Genomic DNA, 15,996 nt, shown 5'->3' on the forward strand with positions numbered 1-15,996 from the left:
CCTTCTATCCTTTTCTTTCAATTATATACTGCAAAAATATTAATTTTCAAATTTTCGGATAAGTAAGAAAAAGGAGATGGATCAGCCATCTCCACACACATTAGTCACTCCCTGTTGGAATCAAATCATCTTTAATAAAGGCTAGGACCATGCCAGGTATAATAGAGTCACCTGCTTTTACTTCTATAGAAATGATTTCTCCACTAAGACCCACGCTCACTGTTTCTAGATGTCCATTTTCCGTTCGAATCGTAAATAACTTTTCCCATTCATAAATTCTTGAATGAACCTCAATCGCTACTTCTTCTACCTTCCCACTAACAGCACTTACAACAAATTCGTGATTCATGCCTCTCCCTCCTAGATTAATATTGATCAGATACACTTTTATGGTTAAGCACCATCTTAAAAAAAGTCTTACAATCCTCGATATCTACATCAACAATTGCTAATCTTTCAGCCCAATGCTCTTCATTGTCAATATCCTCTTGGCACATTAACGCCCACTTCCCCGCTTGCATAGAAACAACCATTGCTTTATCAAAAAACTGATGTGAATAAATAATCGTAAAATCATAGCGGTGCGATCCAATCGATAAGCAATAATAATGGATGGGTTGCGTTTCTCTTTCTTCTAATAACACCTCAACCATTCCGGCCAACCCCTCTCATATTTTGATCCAGCCACGAAGCTGTGACGTTTCTGCTAAAGCCTGGATTCCCACGATATAAGCAGCTACCTTTAAGTTTGTACGATACTTTTTACTCACATGGAGGATTTGCTCAAAGCTGGTTTCCATTTTTTCTTTTAGTTTTTCATCGACCTCTCGCTCCGACCAATAATATCCTTGATTGTTTTGGCACCATTCAAAATAAGAGACAATCACTCCTCCTGAATTTGCTAATATGTCTGGCACCACAAGGATCTCCTTTTCCTCAAGTATGTTTATCGCTTCCTTGGTGGTCGGTCCATTCGCTGCTTCAAGTACAATTTGACATTTTATCTTTTCAGCATTACGTTTCGTAATCTGACCACCAAGGGCTGCCGGAACAAGGACGTCACACTCTTTTTCTAATAATTCTTGATTTGAGATTGTTTTCTTAAATAAATTCGTTACTACTCCAAAGGAATCACGACTATCCATTAAATACGGGATGTCTAAGCCCTTTTCATCATAGATGCCACCTAGCACATCAGAGATCCCGACGATCTTCGCTCCTAACTCATACAAGTACAATGCCAAATGACTTCCTACATTCCCAAAGCCTTGAATGATAATTTTTAAATCTTTTATGGGAAGGTTCTTTACTTCTAACACCTTTTGAAGTGTATATAGTAATCCTTTTGATGTAGCCGTTTCGCGTCCTTTTGATCCTCCTAAAGCAACAGGCTTTCCGGTAATAAATCCTGGATTATCAAACTCCCGAATAAAGTTGTATTCATCAAGCATCCAAGCCATAATCTGTGAGTTCGTGTATACGTCGGGCGCTGGAATATCCTTTGTTGGTCCGACGATTTGGCTGATCGCTCTCACATAGCCCCGGCTTAACCGTTCCAGCTCTTGTAAGCTCATTGTTCGAGGATCACACACAATTCCCCCTTTTGCCCCTCCATAAGGAAGACCTGTAATTCCACATTTCATGCTCATCCAACCAGCTAAGGCTTTCACCTCTTCTGGTGTAACGTCTGTATGAAATCGAATGCCACCTTTTGTAGGACCTGTCGCATCATTATGCTGAGCACGAAATCCTCGAAAAATCTTGGTCGTGTGATCATCCATGCGAACAGGGATTTTCACCTCAAGAAAACGCAATGGTTCTTTTAAAAGCTCAAACACTTCGTCAGGATAGTTTAGAATATCTATCGCTTCTTTTAAGATCGAATGAAATTCTATCAAGGGATTGTCTTGAATTCCTTCCTTTCTTTCTACCATTTGATTTTTCGACTCCACGATTGAGTCAGCCATGATTACACCTCATTTTTCAATTTACATTTGAGAGATGCAAGAGCCGTGCCAACTCATGAAGTGGCGAAAAGAAGACAATTTCCTTCGACCGTGACGTAATCCTTCCAATGGTACTGCATAGATTATTCGATTCTGCATAATTTCCAACCATAAAAAAAATCCCCTTTAAGAGGATGCGGTTGTATATATTCACCAACATACATCGATTATTGATTTCTACATAAAAAAGAAATTCCTTCCATCACCTTTATAATTATTATAAATAACCGATATAAATGATACACCATGTCTCTTTGTACAGAGATAGAACTTCACAACAAAGGAGAACCCCATGTTTACCGTACCAGACTCCATTTTCATTCTTGAAAGTGAGTATAACTTTTCACTTGTCATATTATCTATAATTATTGCCTGTAGTGCCTCTTATACCGCACTTTCTTTGAATGAAAGAATTCAACAAAATAGCTTCTTTCATCGTTTTATTTGGATTGGATTAGCTTCCGTAGCCATGGGCTTTGGCATTTGGTCCATGCATTTTATTGGGATGGGTGCAATTAATCTTCCATTTGATATGCAATACGACCCTTTTGTAACGCTCCTTTCAATTTGCCCTGCCTTAATCGCATCGCTTTTAGCCTTTTATATAGCTAATCGCCAGAAAAAGAGCATCTTTGCCTTTATTATTTCTGGAGTCGTTATGGGATTGGGCATATCAACGATGCATTATATGGGCATGGCCGCAATGAAAATGGAGGTTCATCATGCCTATAGGCCTGGGATATTTACAGGATCCATTGTGATAGCAATGACTGTTTCCTTCGTTGCACTTTACATTTTCTCTTCATTGCAACGTTTGATGGACCGTAGATTGATCAAAATCGTGACAAGCTTAATCATGGGCTTAGCGATTTCTAGTATGTACTATACCGGGATGGCTTCTGTTGTTTTTTATGTAGATGCTAACACAGTGATTTCTACAAACCACTCTCATGAAAATCATACATGGATTCTAGTGCTTGCGGTTACCATTGGAACTTCCGTTTTGCTTATTCTATCTAGTTTATCTGGCGCATTGGATCGATACGTTGATTACCGAATGAACTTTTTTGATCCATTAACGAAGCTTCCGAACCGACGTCAGTTTGAAAGGACCATTCATCAACTATTACATGCTAATACAGTAGCTGTTCTTCATATTCATGATCTAGAAAAATGGAATATTGGATATGGATACAAATTTGGAGATAGAATTCTTACTGAAGTAAGTCAGTTACTATTGCAGTTAAATTCCACTTCTTTAGAGGTGTACAGAGTAGAAGGCAACCGATTTGCTTTTATTTGTAAGGAAGAATCAAATGAAAGACTCAAATTAACATTAGAGAGAGTTTCTTCTATTTTAAAAGTTCCTTTACAGTTCGATGACCATACTGTTCTTGTTAATACCGTCTGTGCAATAGCTGTTAAGGAAAACAATGAAACCGCAAGCCAGCTTTATGCTAATGCGGTTGCAGTCCTGCATCACCCGTCAATTGAGTATAATAATCAAATCGTTGAGTATGATCCGAAGATCCATACGTATAACTTTGAACAGCGCCTCTTGTCTGATATTGATTTGGCTATGGAGAAAGATCATTTGTATCTAGTGTATCAACCAAAAATTAATGCCTCTTCTCAGGAAATCTCAGGTGTCGAAGCACTCATTCGATGGAATCACCCGGTTCATGGCTTTCTATCACCCGGTCTGTTTATTCCTGCATTGGAGAAAAGTGGAAAAATGTTTAATGTGACTGATTGGGTCATTGATAAAGTATGTCAGCAGCTCGATCAGTGGAATAAAGACGGTCATCCTGTATTACACGTAGCTGTTAATATCCCTGGCACCTATATCACATCAGCTAGACTGTTAAAAACTCTTAATCATTGTGTGGATAAATATGATATTTTGGCAAAAAATATCGAACTAGAAATCACCGAAACGAGCGTGGTAAGTGATATTAAAAATGCGATACGGGCAGTTGGAGACATACGAAAACAAGGGTTTTCTGTAGCTCTTGATGACTTCGGTACAGGTGTTTCCTCATTGTCGTATTTAAAAAGATTACCCATTTCCACGTTAAAAATTGATAAATCCTTTGTAGACGGTGTACCAGAGTCTAAAAAAGAATCTGCGATTATTACCGCTATTGTCTCTCTCTGTCATTCATTGGACATTGAAACCGTCGTTGAAGGGGTAGAAAATGTGAAGCAATTCAACTATTTAACCTCCCTGCCCAAGAGCCCAACCATTCAGGGCTTCTATTTTGCAAAACCAATGAAACAAGAGGAACTAATCTCTTGGATGAAGCAGTTCCATTCGCAATGTAATGAAGTTACACCTTCTTTTTAATCTGCTTAAAAGGTACCGCGCACGTTGATGCGGTACTTTTTTTGATGTGTGCTGCGAGATTATAATTGTTCACGTAATTGAAAAAAAATCTGCATCGATCTTCCCTTTTTCTTTTGTAATATAAAAAAGTGAGGATAATCTTTTAACAGAAAGAAAGGGTGGTTCGAATGAATTATGATGAACTCAAACACGACATCGCTTTGAAAATTGAGGGTTTACAAAGAAGATTAGAAGACCCAGATTTAACACCCTCCGAATCGGAAATGATTCAGAATATGATTGACAACTACCAGTATATTTCAGAACTTGCGGAAATGAATTATTATCATAGAGGATTGCAATAGTATTATGTTACAAGGACTCGGTTATCAGGTCCTTGTATTTTTTTATAGTAGCAGTAAAAGAAGTTCCCACATATTTCTTACATAGGAGGGGCATTTTATTACCTATTAATAGTGTAAGGAGAACCCAAAGTGAACGAAAAATTATTCAAGTTAATTAATCAATACTCAGGTCGTTTTTCTCTCTTAGATTTTTTAATGATATTTGTATCAAATAAGACTCGATATGTCTTTGTCTTTATGTTAATTTTTATGTGGTTTAAAAATGGTCCTCTCAGAAAAGCAGTTTATAACGCGGGGCTATCTGCTGGGATTACGTTATTTCTCCATACTTTGATTAAGCTGTTTTATTTCAAACCAAGACCTTTTGTGTCACTTTTGGAGTTATTTTGCACTCATTTTAAGTGCTATTTTGCACTATATATAAATATAAAAAGGTCCGATTTCCCAGCATTAAAATTGGGAAATCGGACCTTTTTGTTACTTCACAAACGCGCCCTTTTCTTGAATAAACAAAAAGCTCCTATTAGCTGGTATTTTGGAAGATTATTTACGTTTTCTTATTGAAGAAGCAACCCTATATAGTGAAAGAAGTATCCTTTCACCTGTTCCTATTTCTATCTGAATAACTTGGAATTATTTTCATAGTGAGTAGAAATTAAATGTTGCTTTATAATGAAAAATGGAAAGGTGTGAGTGCATATTAAAATCTTTATTGTTGTTCTTATTATAATACTTTTAGTTGTAGGTACTATCTATATGTTTAACAAAAAGGAAAATATAATCAAGGATGAAGCACCATTAGCAGCTGGAATGAATTTTGACCTTGAAGAGATACAACCCTTTTTAAATAGATTATCATCTTCGGTATTGGATTCAGGTTTTACTGCTGAGGAAATCACTACTATTGAAGCTCAAATAGAAAAAATGAATAAGGATAACGAAATAAAAGAGATTGGTACCTTTGATGTTATTTATAAAGGAGATAAATCTGAGATACGTATTGAAGCTGAAATTCATATTGAGGATGACTCCAGAGAAGTTGTTTTACTTATGTATACTAGTCCAGAATTAATTGAAATCATAGATGAAGAAATGATGAAGCACGCAGAGGAGATAGGTGCGTAAGCAAAAAGAGATGTTGTAATGAACATCTCTTTCTTTCACTTCCTGCGTCGTTACATTAAGTTGAAACCTTCACAATCTTCCCTAAACTTTTAACATATATATCCAATTTTCTTTAAGGATGTTGCTCAATTAAATGGCCCGATTGCGGAACAACCGGAAGCTGGCTTTTTATATTTACTTGACCCCGATTACCAAGCTATCCCGTGCGGCTTCAACAACTTCTGTTGTTATTGTTTCAAGCTTATTAATTTCAAGTATTCTTTCAATCTGAGTGAACAGTCTCTGTATGAGCCTGAAGTTCCCGCCGGTAATTTTTATTATACTGGTTATTGCTTCATAATCGGAAAAGTCTTCAAGTTTTATTGAAAGTCCTAACTCTCCCCATTTATATTCCAAGATATGATGGGTTTCATCTTTACTAAGTTTATCAAATTCATGAGCGAATCCAATTCTAGAGTAAAGTTGGGGGTACCGAGCTAGTCGTTTTTCAATGCCGGGCATCCCAATTAGTATCATTGCTATATCATTCCTATCATAAATATCCCTAAGTTGTTCTAAATTTTGCATTTTTAAACGGTCAATTTCATCAACAATAATCAAGTCAATGTCTTCATAATCATTAGTGGAATACTTTTCTTCTTCTCCCAAAGTGATTACTTTGTACATAGTTCTTGCCATATTCATTCTACCCTGAATAAGATTAATCTGTTCAGTCATTTTGGTCGCTCGCACTGCTGGGGCTGTATAAAAGATTGTTTTGGCTTCAAGTATTTCTTCATTTGCGTCTACGCCAATTTCTTTTGCGGTTTTATAAGCTATTTGTTTTTCGATGGAATCCCAATTTGAATAATACCTTGAGGACAATGTTTTTCCAACACCGGGTAATCCATAACAAATGCCTATGTACTTGTATTTTATACAAGCGTCACAGAACTCGGCAAACCTTTTATATTCTTTTGTTTCAATAAACTTTTGTGTTTTATTCATTGAAATACCTCTTAAGTTTTGACTTTTTGGAATTAGATTTATTAGGCTTTTCCTCCAAATCCTTTTGCTTAGACAAGGCAATTTCTTCTGCAACAGTTTTTCCAGAATCAAGTTGTTTCTTTAGATTCTTCCTTATTTTACTTCGTGCTGAAACAATATCCTTTAAATCTACTGTATAATCGGAGATTTCAGGAGCAATAGCCGTACATAAGTATTTATCTTGATAGAACACTCGAATCTCTGCAATATCCCTTGGATCGTAACGAATAATGACTGATTCACCAACGTATGCAGCAAGGTTTGTATCAATATATCTTAGTCCCTGGAAGTGAATCCCATCAGAATGCACCTTCCTTGGTTTTGCTACGTTTAACAATAATAAATCAAGACTTTCTAAACTTTCGGGCATATTGGGGAGGAATCCGGAATTATTCCATGCATGTATAGGCTCTTTTTTTGTTGTGCCATGAATCCTATGGTGATAGTTACTTATAATGAAATTTTGTAATCTTTCATCTAGTTCTTTAATGGTAAGAAGTGAAGTGCTAGTCTGATTTCCCAAATAACCGGGTAAATCTTGTAGAAATAATTGATTAATGGTTAAAAAAAATCTCTCTATTTTCCCACGCCCTCTTGGAACACCGACTGCAGAAAAGACTAGATTAATTTTTAAATCAATTGCTACTTGTTCCATATGGTTGGATGTAAAATCGCTTCCATGATCTGTATAAAATTTCTCTGGGATACCGCATATTTGCCAATCAGGATTACTTTTTCTCCATATTGCTTGGTGTAATACCAAAGATGTATGTATAGCAGAGGGGTTTTCAAAAGATAAGTAATACCCAGCGACTGCTCGGCTATAATCATCTAAAATGATTGTTAGCCAAGGTCTTTCTGGTTTTCCTTTTTCATTTAAAACTATAATGTCTAAAGGGGTATGGTCAGCTTGCCAAATTTCGTTGGGGTAGTTTGCTTCTCTTCGATGAATTAAATCATATTGATTGTTGTATGCTTTTTGACCGTCATGCGCTAACTTCTTTAAGCTTGGCGAAAGGGACTGTGATATCTTATATACTTGATAATAACTTGGTTCTTGCCAGCCTTTTTTCTGACATTGCTCACAGATCATTCGATGAATTGACGTTAATGAATTCCTTTTGTTCTTCAATATCAATTGTTCAACTAACACGACAATTTCTGGCTCCAAATGTATTTTGCCATCGTCGCTTCTTGTTTTTCGAATTAAACCTTTTAAGCCCAATTGTTTATAGTCCCGAATCCAGTATTGTAGCGTTCTTTTTGCAATGCCGGTTTCCTCTGTAATGACAGTTAATGTTTTTTCATTGATAAGATAGGGTGAGATAATTTTATACTTTTCTACTGCTGCTTGCCGTTGTTCTTCCGAATAAGCTGTTAATGGAAGCTGTTCATTTTGCATAGGCATCAACCTTTCCGATTTATTGTCGTTCCAAATAGCGATAAATCGTTGTGCGAGACACACCCCACTTTTCCGCAACATCTTTAATCGGGGTGCCACTTTCAATTAAAGCCTTCATCATTTCAATATCTTTAGCTCCATACTTTTCAGGGCGTCCACCTAGACGCCCGCGTGCTTTGGCAGCTGCTCGTCCCGCAGCAGAGCGCTCTTCGATCAAATTACGTTCAAATTCTGCAAATGCTGCGAACAAATGAAACATTAATTGCCCCGTAGCATTGCTTTTGTCCATTGTTATGTTTTCTTGCAGACTATGAAAGCCAATCTCCCGTTCATTTAAGCTGTTCACAATTTGAATCAAATCTTGCATGTTGCGTCCTAGTCGATCCAATCGCCAAACGACAATTGTATCCCCTTTACGTGCATACTTAAGAACTTCTTCTAAACCGGGGCGTTGTCTTTTTGTTCCACTCATTTTATCGTGAAAAATTTTTGTACAACCATGTTGCGTTAAAGCATCTGATTGTAAATCCAAATTTTGTAATCCTGTTGACACACGTGCATATCCAATTAACACCAAAATCACTCTTTCTTCATTTTTCCTTTGATTTCATTGTAACATAAGATACTAAATATAAGGTTAATGAACATAGATTGATGGACGGAGTTTTGTTACATTACAAACAGTAAAAAACGCCCCTTATGAATTAAAAAGGAGCGTGTTCAGAAAAGGACGAGTTTTGTAACATGTATCTAGCTTGTAAAATATTAACATGTTATCATTTTGATTAAAGGGCGCTTTTTAATTTTGTTCTGCAATCTGGGCCTTAAAGGAATAACATTTCTAAATTAAAATGGATATTTATGTTAATTTTTGTGTAAGTTGTGAAACAATGTACTCAAACTTACCGGTGCAATTGTACAACAAGAAAAATTAGCTAATTGAATTATACATATAGTGCCATTAGGATATTATTCAATGAAAGTATGGGTGTATTAATGGATATAAAAACATTATGGGGGTTAAGGGTTCAGGAATTTTATAGAAAGATGTTCAGATACTATTCAATAATTGGTGCGAATGTTGTTTATTTTTTTCTGATTATTAGTAGTATCTTTATTTATTATTTTAATTTATTTCTTCAGTGGATACCTCCTCAAATATCTGTTGAAGTAATCTTATCACTATTTGTAACCTTCATTTTAATGCAGACAAAAGTTCGTACATTTATTAAAAGGGCAGATATAGTCTTTTTGTTGCCATTAGAATGGAAATTAAAGTCGTATTTTATTAAATCACTTGTATATAGTTTTGTTATTGATTTTATTAAATCGCTTAGTTTGATTACCATTTTATTATCCCTATTTTTACACAAAACTAATATAAGTCTTCCAGTCTTCTTTTTAATAGTGGGGATTGTTTCTTATAACATTTTAATGAAGTGGACTGAACAATGGTTAAAGAACCATGTACAATTTGTGTTACATAGGTTAAATAGGTTTTTTTCAATATATTTAATGTGTTACTTTTTGTTTAAAAATGACTGGGTTTTTGAGCTTGTTTTAATGAGTATAAATTTCGTCTATTTAATTTATTTTATAGGAAAAAAAACACTAGTGTTGCACTAATTTAATTTCAATATTAAAAAGACTCAAAATCTTCACTAATTTTATTTTGTGCAAAGAAAAAGTCCTTTATAATGGATAAGTCAGGTGGTAACCCGTCCAAATCCACTAAAAAGGACACACGCATGGACAAGATTACACGAAAAACTTCATTTGGGCAATGGTTTTCAGCCATGAATCTTCAATTAATTGAAGATCAGGTGAAAATCAAGAAATTAGACTATTATACAAAAAAGTTAAGGACAGAGTCCTTCCTGAAACTGCTGCTCTTTGCGCAGCTAGTTGAAGTCGAGAGCCTGCACGCTCTTGGTGATTGTCTTTTTGACGAACAGCTTCAAAAGGGAATTGAACTAGATTCGATCAGTATTTCTCAGTTATCTCGACGGTTAAACAGCTTAAATCCAGATCTGTTTCAACTTCTTTTCCTCGATTTAGTGGGGCGGATTCACGCCAAAACCCACTATACAAAACTGGTTATGCCTTTGAAAATCATTGATTCGAGTACATTGCCACTTAATTTGACGAATCATCGGTGGGCAAAATTTCGGAAAACTAAAGCAGGCGTAAAGTTACATCTTCGTCTTGTCTTCATGGAAAAGGGATCTTCCTATCCGGAAAAAGCCGTCATCACCAAAGCCAGTGAACATGACCGAGGTCAGTTGGAGGTTCTGGTCGATGACAAAGAATGCATGTATGTGTTTGACAGAGGATATCTGGACTACGAGCGCTTTGACCGTATGACGGATGATGGATACTTTTTTCTCTCTAGACTACGCAAAAACGCTGTGATCCGAGAAGTCAGTGATTTTCCATTACCTGATGATTCATCTGTTTTGTCTGATCAAATGGTGTTGCTCGGAAGCACACAAAACCGTACAGAGAATTACTTCCGTCTTCTAAAAGTGGCTGATTCAAAAGGGAATCTGCTTCACCTCATCACAAACCGTTTTGATTTGAGCGCAGAAGAAATTTCAGAGATGTACAAGGCCCGCTGGGCCATTGAACTTTTTTTCAAATGGATCAAGCAGCACTTAAACATCAAAAAGTTCTACGGCCAAAGCGAGTGGGCGATACAGAATCAGGTGTTCATCGCGTTAATCGTCTATTGTCTCAATGTTCTCGCGCAGATCGAGACGGACAGCAAGAGGAAAATTCTGCAGATTAGCCGATATTTAAAGGCAGCATTGTGGAAGCCGGCTACGATCTGGATTCGAAAAATAGAAGGAAAGGCTGTTCCTTAATCAGCCAAACTGTCGGTGTCACCTCAGTCTAATTGTAAAATAATTTCCAAATGGATAGAGCCACCTTTGTATGGGTATTTCCTTTTTTGGCTCCAAATAAGGAAAATAATTAAACTGAAAATTTAAATATTATTCATGCAACACTAGTGGAAAAAAAAGAAATCTGAATTGGCAGTGGCTAATAGTTGAAGAAGAAAGTGCCTTATTAAGAAACTTTAAATTTATTAATATTTTCATGGATGTTCCTAATCTTAAACGTTCTTTTCGGAATAGACGTTTGCTCACTATGATTCTGAAAAGGTGTATCCCATATAGTCAAAGTAGCACATTCGTATATTTATACTCACACTTGTTTGTAAGATATAATGATTACTTTTACCTTTATTTAAGACTAACTTTAATTGGCATATTTGTTAATTATGCTATACCAACAAGTGGTTGGATTTTTAATCTCCTAATTTTATTTATGACTGGATATCAAGTAATTCCTTTACAACATGAAATTAAACAAAGTGTATTACTTTACCCTATTTCTAAAACCCAGATAAATGATTCTTTCTTAAAGTTTGTCTTGGTTGTATTATATGCACAATTATTTATTCTATATTTCGCTATGTTCATTTATACTTCTACTGCTAAAATATACTATCTTGTAATTGGAAGTTTATTTGTTTATGTATTCGTGTATTTCTTTGTATCAAAGAGAGTCAATGTCTCAGGAAGTGCCTTAAAAGAATAGCGTGGTGTTCAACTAACAAGGGCTTTAGCAAAATAACTGAGGAACTATTTTGCAACTTTGAAGTTCTTCAATTTTCCGTAATCGGGTGCGTTTGTAAAGTAACAAAAAAGGTCTGATTTCCCAATTTTAATGCTGGGAAATCGGACCTTTTTATATATATATATAGTGCAAAATAGCACTTAAAATGAGTGCGAAATAACTCCAAAAGTGACAGCAATTCACAGACCATTACGGTTTGAAAAAATTCCAGCAAAAGTAAATGAAAAAATTATCCTATTTGATCCCACGGAGATTGTCTTCGTTGAGAGTAATGAGGGAATTTCACACCTGCATGTAGATGGAGAAGTGTTTCCTTGTTCCATTACATTGAATGACGGATTAACCCCCGAATTTTGGACAATAACTCTCTTATTCTTTCATTTCCTCAGTTTTTTATTTTATAGATTTCTTTCATTATTCTTCAAAAAGGCCATGTTGCTTGACATGGAGCCTCTGCGGGCATGATTCTCCTGCCAAGAAGCCAGCTGTTTTACAACATTGGCATCGCCGAACGAGGCTATCATGCCCGCCACTCCAAATCAAGCTGATGCTTTGAATGAATACATCCATTACACCCGAACCTCCTTGATCACCAATGAATCTTGTTTTTGATAGAATTCCTTTGGTGACAAATCTAGTATACTAGAATGCATACGTCTCTCGTTGTAGAACTCCATAAAATTCATGACTTCTTGATATGCTTCTGTGTAGGTTTCAAACTGCCATCTGGATAGGCAATCGTCCTCAAAAATGCGATGGAAAGACTCAATATGAGCATTCATATTTGGTGTTCTTGGTGGAATTCTTTCGTGCTCAATTTTGGAATCTTCACAAAACTTTTCAAAAGTATGGGAAATAAACTGCGGTCCATTGTCTGTTCGGATTACAGGTTTTTCCAATTCGTCATATTGTTGGCGTTTTAATAATGCCCTTTTCAGTGTCTGTTTGACATCATCTCCAGTGCAGCTTAATCCCATATGATAGGTAATGATGCCCCTGTCATAAACATCGATGATGGACATGACAAAGAAAAAGCGATCCTCACCTTCGATAAAGCCATATTTAATGTCAGCTTCCCATAGCTGATTAGATCTTGTAATAATGCGATTTCTTGCTAGTTTCCTAGGGTATGAGACTTTCTTTTGGCGCTGTGGGCGTAAGATGCCCAATTCTTTACAAATCCGGTATACTTTTTTCTTGTTAATTTTAAGTTTGTATTTTCGCCTTAAGACCTTAGTGAGTTTGCGATAACCATAGTTATAGCAATCACCGGCAATCTCTTCTAGTAGAAATTCTTTAATCTGTTCGTCTGATATCTTTTGACCGTCCTCTTGGATCGAATAACCTGGTGCTGGACGTCCCTCACTTACTTTTTTCTCCTCAACACGATAATTCTTTTGATAGTAGTATGTGGATCGAGGAATACCTATGATTTTAAGCACCTTTGAAATCGAGTAGCCTTTTTGAATCCATTTGTTAGCTACTTCATGCTTTTCAGCAAGTGAGGGTTTTTCTTTTTTATAAGATCCCTCAGGATCGCTATTTCAAGGTCTTTTTCACCTAATAACATTTTAAGTTTTTCATTTTCTTTGGATAATTCTTTGGAGTCTATATCTGGCAGCACAGCCACATCTACTTCACCAAATTTACCATCTTTGTATTCACGAACCCAGCGACTAACCATATTGGGATTCAGATCATACCGGCGAGCTACAAGGGTATTCTTCCCTGTGTCTTGGGCTTCCTTGATGACTTGTAATTTAAATTCTTTAGAATGTTTTATTCGTTTCATGATGTCAGCCTCCTTGGTACATTAAGCAGTATAATAAATATTACTCTTATTGTCCAAGTTCATTTTGGGGCTTATGAGAGAGGAATCACTATACTAAGAAGAGGAGGAAGGTTAATGAAGAAAAATAAGGTTGGAAAGACGATTTTATATATGATTTTATGCCTTTATGCAGTAACAACTCTAGTGCCTTTTTTGTGGGCACTATCTTCATCTTTTAAAACACTACAAGAGATCGTTTCTGGATCGATGTCTTTTATCCCGAAAAACTTTACTCTAGAAAACTATAAACAAATTTTTATTGAACAAGAGCATTTTCCAAGATGGATGTTTAATAGCTTATTTATTGCTGGAGTAGGGACTTTTTTAAACCTAATATTCAACTCCATGGCTGGATACGCACTAGCTCGTCTAACATTTCCAGGTAAAAAAGCGTTGTTCATCATTATTCTAGGGGTACTTATGATTCCTGCACAAGTAACGATGATTCCAAACTATTTAATTTTAAAAGAATTAGGCTGGTTAAATTCTTACCAAGGAATGATTGTACCTGGCATGATCAATGCAACCTATATTTTTATGATGAGACAGTTCTTTATTAACTTTCCGAAGGAGTTGGAAGAAGCAGCCGAAATAGATGGCTTAAGTAAGTTCGGGACATTTTTTAGAGTGGTATTACCACTAGCAAAGCCAGCACTAGCTGCTCAATCGATCTTTATTTTTATGGGATTTTGGAACGATTTTATGAGACCACTCATCGTTATTACTGATATTGAAATGTTTACCCTACCACTAGGCTTGAATACCTTCAAAGGACAATTTGTTAGCTATTGGAATTATATCATGGCAGCTTCCATGGTATTTACGCTACCAGTATTATTGTTATATGCCTTCTTTAACCGTTACTTTATTAAAGGGATCTCATTTACAGGTGGAAAATAATAAATTAGGACGTTAATCCAGAGGGGTTAACGTCCGTTTTTCTGAAAGGAAAAGCCCAGTATAAACTGAACTGGGCAATTGCTTTTACGGCTTTAATATTACTTTTATACAATCTTCCGTTTTTGGGAGGTTCCTACAAAATGCCATTAACTTTGACAAAATAGACGGAGAAATTCCGCTTAACTTAATAATTATGATAAAAAAATCTTAAATAAACGGAGAAATTCCGGCTATTGACTTAAAAAATTGAAAAATGGAAGAGTTTGCTTTGCTTAATCGGAAAAACTCCGCTTATTTTACCCCAGAACGCGGCCCATTCTGAATCTAACCGGAAAAGCTCCGCTTATTTTCTTTTACTGGTTACTAAATTAGGTGCTTGTAACCTTAATAAAGAAACTCGCTCATACTATGACGAGTTTTCCTTTTTTATATACCAATAACGAGTCATTTCCCTATTCTTATTCAGTCAGGCTTTTCACATTCATTTTATTTCATTGTCTTCATAAGAAATCCAGTCGCTAAAGCTTCCTAGATACAGTTTCACATGTTCAAAGCCGGCTTCTTTTAATGCTAGGAAGTTCGGAACGGCAGTTACTCCCGACCCACAATAAACGATCAGTTCCTTATCAGGATCAATATCTGAAAATCTCTCTTTTTGATTTTCTACTGAATGGTAATACCCCTCATGAAGTCCTTCCATCCAAGGCTTATTAATAGCGCCTGGAATATGGCCTTTCTTCTTATCAATTGGCTCTTCAATTCCTAAGTATCTTTTGTTCTCGCGTGAGTCAATTAATACGATGTTTGGATAACTTCCAGATACGACTTCTTGCACCTCTTTTATGTCAGCCAATAAATCAGGCTGTAGGTCGATTTGGAAATCCAATTTTTCAAAAACAGGTACATCAGCTGTAGTTGGATAATTGGCTTTTGTCCAATTTTTATACCCTCCATCAAGTACATATACTTTTTTATGTCCAAGATAAGATAACATCCACCAAAACCTAGCTGCATAGGCTCCTTCACCGTTATCATAAGCGACAAGAGTTGTATCCTGATCAATACTTGCCATTTCAAGTTTCTCTTTTAATTCATTTATGTCAGGCAGAGGGTGTCTTCCACCATGAATACCCACTTGTCCTGAAAGGTCCTTTTCTAAATCAAAATAAACGGCTCCTGAAATATGATTTTGATCGTATTCTAGCTTTCCTAATTCAGGGTTAGCAAGTGCAAATCGGCAATCGATCATTCTTACATCCCTCTGATTCAGATTCTTAAGAACCCATTCTTTCTCTACAATAAATTTCATATTCAATCCTCCTCCATGTACCATATCTCTAAAAACTATATCTTGAATATAACATAGATTGCTT

At 36.0% G+C, this 15,996-nt stretch carries 16 protein-coding genes and 1 pseudogene; 7 read left to right on the top strand and 10 right to left on the bottom strand.

Translation table 11 applies throughout. The annotated features are described in order from the left end of the window. Positions 1-100: 100 nt before the first annotated feature. Genes MKX65_RS20640 through MKX65_RS20650 form a run of 3 tightly spaced genes read right to left on the bottom strand, consistent with a single transcriptional unit; the run spans position 101 to position 1,967 of the window. The gene (locus MKX65_RS20640; RefSeq protein WP_160548242.1) at positions 101-349 is read right to left on the bottom strand and encodes a hypothetical protein; all 249 of its coding nucleotides are present in this window, start codon (positions 347-349) and stop codon (positions 101-103) included. Positions 350-365: 16 nt separating this feature from the next. Next, positions 366-653: an SAV0927 family protein gene (locus tag MKX65_RS20645; RefSeq protein WP_340905359.1), complete on the bottom strand. Its 288-nt coding sequence runs from the start codon at positions 651-653 to the stop codon at positions 366-368. Between the two features lie 15 nt (positions 654-668). Further along, on the bottom strand, positions 669-1,967 hold the full coding sequence (locus tag MKX65_RS20650) for a Glu/Leu/Phe/Val family dehydrogenase (protein ID WP_445677927.1): 1,299 nt from the start codon (positions 1,965-1,967) through the stop codon (positions 669-671). A 331-nt stretch (positions 1,968-2,298) separates the two neighbouring features. On the opposite strand from MKX65_RS20650, the gene MKX65_RS20655 reads away from it, so the two are divergent. From MKX65_RS20655 to MKX65_RS20665, 3 genes are all read left to right on the top strand, one after another. Then, positions 2,299-4,353: a bifunctional diguanylate cyclase/phosphodiesterase gene (locus MKX65_RS20655; protein WP_340905361.1), complete on the top strand. Its 2,055-nt coding sequence runs from the start codon at positions 2,299-2,301 to the stop codon at positions 4,351-4,353. A 167-nt stretch (positions 4,354-4,520) separates the two neighbouring features. After that, complete coding sequence (locus MKX65_RS20660; protein ID WP_340905365.1) at positions 4,521-4,697, top strand: DUF3896 family protein; 177 nt, start codon at positions 4,521-4,523, stop codon at positions 4,695-4,697. Positions 4,698-5,390: 693 nt separating this feature from the next. Further along, positions 5,391-5,822, top strand: coding sequence for a hypothetical protein (locus MKX65_RS20665; protein WP_083686585.1), 432 nt, complete (start codon positions 5,391-5,393; stop codon positions 5,820-5,822). A gap of 174 nt (positions 5,823-5,996) precedes the next feature. Here the strand turns inward: MKX65_RS20665 and MKX65_RS20670 are convergent, their stop codons facing one another. Genes MKX65_RS20670 through MKX65_RS20680 form a run of 3 tightly spaced genes read right to left on the bottom strand, consistent with a single transcriptional unit; the run spans position 5,997 to position 8,824 of the window. Continuing rightward, positions 5,997-6,809 carry an AAA family ATPase gene (locus MKX65_RS20670; RefSeq protein WP_076513869.1) on the bottom strand — a complete coding sequence of 271 codons (813 nt, stop codon included), beginning with the start codon at positions 6,807-6,809 and terminating at the stop codon, positions 5,997-5,999. Beyond that, a complete protein-coding gene (locus tag MKX65_RS20675) occupies positions 6,802-8,250 on the bottom strand; it encodes a Mu transposase C-terminal domain-containing protein (protein WP_076513870.1) in 1,449 nt (482 codons plus the stop codon). Before MKX65_RS20675 ends, MKX65_RS20670 begins: the two co-directional genes overlap by 8 nt. 19 nt (positions 8,251-8,269) lie before the next feature. After that, positions 8,270-8,824 carry a recombinase family protein gene (locus MKX65_RS20680; RefSeq protein ID WP_076513872.1) on the bottom strand — a complete coding sequence of 185 codons (555 nt, stop codon included), beginning with the start codon at positions 8,822-8,824 and terminating at the stop codon, positions 8,270-8,272. Between the two features lie 422 nt (positions 8,825-9,246). Between MKX65_RS20680 and MKX65_RS27150 the strand changes: the two genes are divergently transcribed. From MKX65_RS27150 to MKX65_RS27155, 3 genes and pseudogenes are all read left to right on the top strand, one after another. Beyond that, positions 9,247-9,876 carry an ABC transporter permease gene (locus tag MKX65_RS27150; RefSeq protein ID WP_445677928.1) on the top strand — a complete coding sequence of 210 codons (630 nt, stop codon included), beginning with the start codon at positions 9,247-9,249 and terminating at the stop codon, positions 9,874-9,876. A 122-nt stretch (positions 9,877-9,998) separates the two neighbouring features. Further along, on the top strand, positions 9,999-11,114 hold the full coding sequence (locus MKX65_RS20685) for an IS4 family transposase (RefSeq protein WP_160549960.1): 1,116 nt from the start codon (positions 9,999-10,001) through the stop codon (positions 11,112-11,114). 142 nt (positions 11,115-11,256) lie between these two features. Continuing rightward, a pseudogene (locus tag MKX65_RS27155) lies at positions 11,257-11,853 on the top strand (ABC transporter permease); the annotation flags it as partial. 437 nt (positions 11,854-12,290) lie between these two features. Here the strand turns inward: MKX65_RS27155 and MKX65_RS20690 are convergent. From MKX65_RS20690 to MKX65_RS27160, 3 genes are read right to left on the bottom strand one after another with little or no spacing between them, the layout of a single operon-like run. Next, positions 12,291-12,416 (bottom strand): hypothetical protein, encoded by a 126-nt coding sequence (locus tag MKX65_RS20690; protein WP_263479876.1) that lies wholly within the window; start codon positions 12,414-12,416, stop codon positions 12,291-12,293. Between the two features lie 45 nt (positions 12,417-12,461). Continuing rightward, positions 12,462-13,361 (bottom strand): IS3 family transposase, encoded by a 900-nt coding sequence (locus tag MKX65_RS20695; RefSeq protein WP_040344397.1) that lies wholly within the window; start codon positions 13,359-13,361, stop codon positions 12,462-12,464. Between the two features lie 11 nt (positions 13,362-13,372). Further along, positions 13,373-13,684 carry a transposase gene (locus MKX65_RS27160; RefSeq protein ID WP_016205489.1) on the bottom strand — a complete coding sequence of 104 codons (312 nt, stop codon included), beginning with the start codon at positions 13,682-13,684 and terminating at the stop codon, positions 13,373-13,375. A 114-nt stretch (positions 13,685-13,798) separates the two neighbouring features. Here MKX65_RS27160 and MKX65_RS20700 point away from each other — a divergent pair, with 114 nt between their 5' ends. Then, positions 13,799-14,623 (top strand): carbohydrate ABC transporter permease, encoded by an 825-nt coding sequence (locus tag MKX65_RS20700; RefSeq protein WP_340905367.1) that lies wholly within the window; start codon positions 13,799-13,801, stop codon positions 14,621-14,623. A gap of 481 nt (positions 14,624-15,104) precedes the next feature. On the opposite strand, the gene MKX65_RS20705 is transcribed toward MKX65_RS20700, so the two are convergent. Next, a complete protein-coding gene (locus MKX65_RS20705; RefSeq protein ID WP_340905369.1) occupies positions 15,105-15,932 on the bottom strand; it encodes a sulfurtransferase in 828 nt (275 codons plus the stop codon). Positions 15,933-15,996 lie beyond the last annotated feature (64 nt).

This window comes from Robertmurraya sp. FSL R5-0851 (assembly GCF_038002965.1).
GTDB classification, from domain to species: Bacteria; Bacillota; Bacilli; order Bacillales; family Cytobacillaceae; genus Robertmurraya_A; species Robertmurraya_A beringensis.

Excerpts from the sequence above, each read along its gene's own strand:
- MKX65_RS20640 (WP_160548242.1), bottom strand. The coding sequence starts at position 349 with ATGAATCACGAATTTGTTGTAAGTGCTGTTAGTGGGAAGGTAGAAGAA.
- MKX65_RS20670 (WP_076513869.1), bottom strand. The coding sequence starts at position 6,809 with ATGAATAAAACACAAAAGTTTATTGAAACAAAAGAATATAAAAGGTTT.
- MKX65_RS20645 (WP_340905359.1), bottom strand. The coding sequence starts at position 653 with ATGGTTGAGGTGTTATTAGAAGAAAGAGAAACGCAACCCATCCATTAT.
- MKX65_RS20655 (WP_340905361.1), top strand. The coding sequence starts at position 2,299 with ATGTTTACCGTACCAGACTCCATTTTCATTCTTGAAAGTGAGTATAAC.
- MKX65_RS27150 (WP_445677928.1), top strand. The coding sequence starts at position 9,247 with ATGGATATAAAAACATTATGGGGGTTAAGGGTTCAGGAATTTTATAGA.
- MKX65_RS20660 (WP_340905365.1), top strand. The coding sequence starts at position 4,521 with ATGAATTATGATGAACTCAAACACGACATCGCTTTGAAAATTGAGGGT.
- MKX65_RS20705 (WP_340905369.1), bottom strand. The coding sequence starts at position 15,932 with ATGAAATTTATTGTAGAGAAAGAATGGGTTCTTAAGAATCTGAATCAG.
- MKX65_RS20675 (WP_076513870.1), bottom strand. The coding sequence starts at position 8,250 with ATGCAAAATGAACAGCTTCCATTAACAGCTTATTCGGAAGAACAACGG.
- MKX65_RS20690 (WP_263479876.1), bottom strand. The coding sequence starts at position 12,416 with ATGATAGCCTCGTTCGGCGATGCCAATGTTGTAAAACAGCTGGCTTCT.
- MKX65_RS27160 (WP_016205489.1), bottom strand. The coding sequence starts at position 13,684 with ATGAAACGAATAAAACATTCTAAAGAATTTAAATTACAAGTCATCAAG.
- MKX65_RS20685 (WP_160549960.1), top strand. The coding sequence starts at position 9,999 with ATGGACAAGATTACACGAAAAACTTCATTTGGGCAATGGTTTTCAGCC.
- MKX65_RS20650 (WP_445677927.1), bottom strand. The coding sequence starts at position 1,967 with ATGGCTGACTCAATCGTGGAGTCGAAAAATCAAATGGTAGAAAGAAAG.
- MKX65_RS20700 (WP_340905367.1), top strand. The coding sequence starts at position 13,799 with ATGAAGAAAAATAAGGTTGGAAAGACGATTTTATATATGATTTTATGC.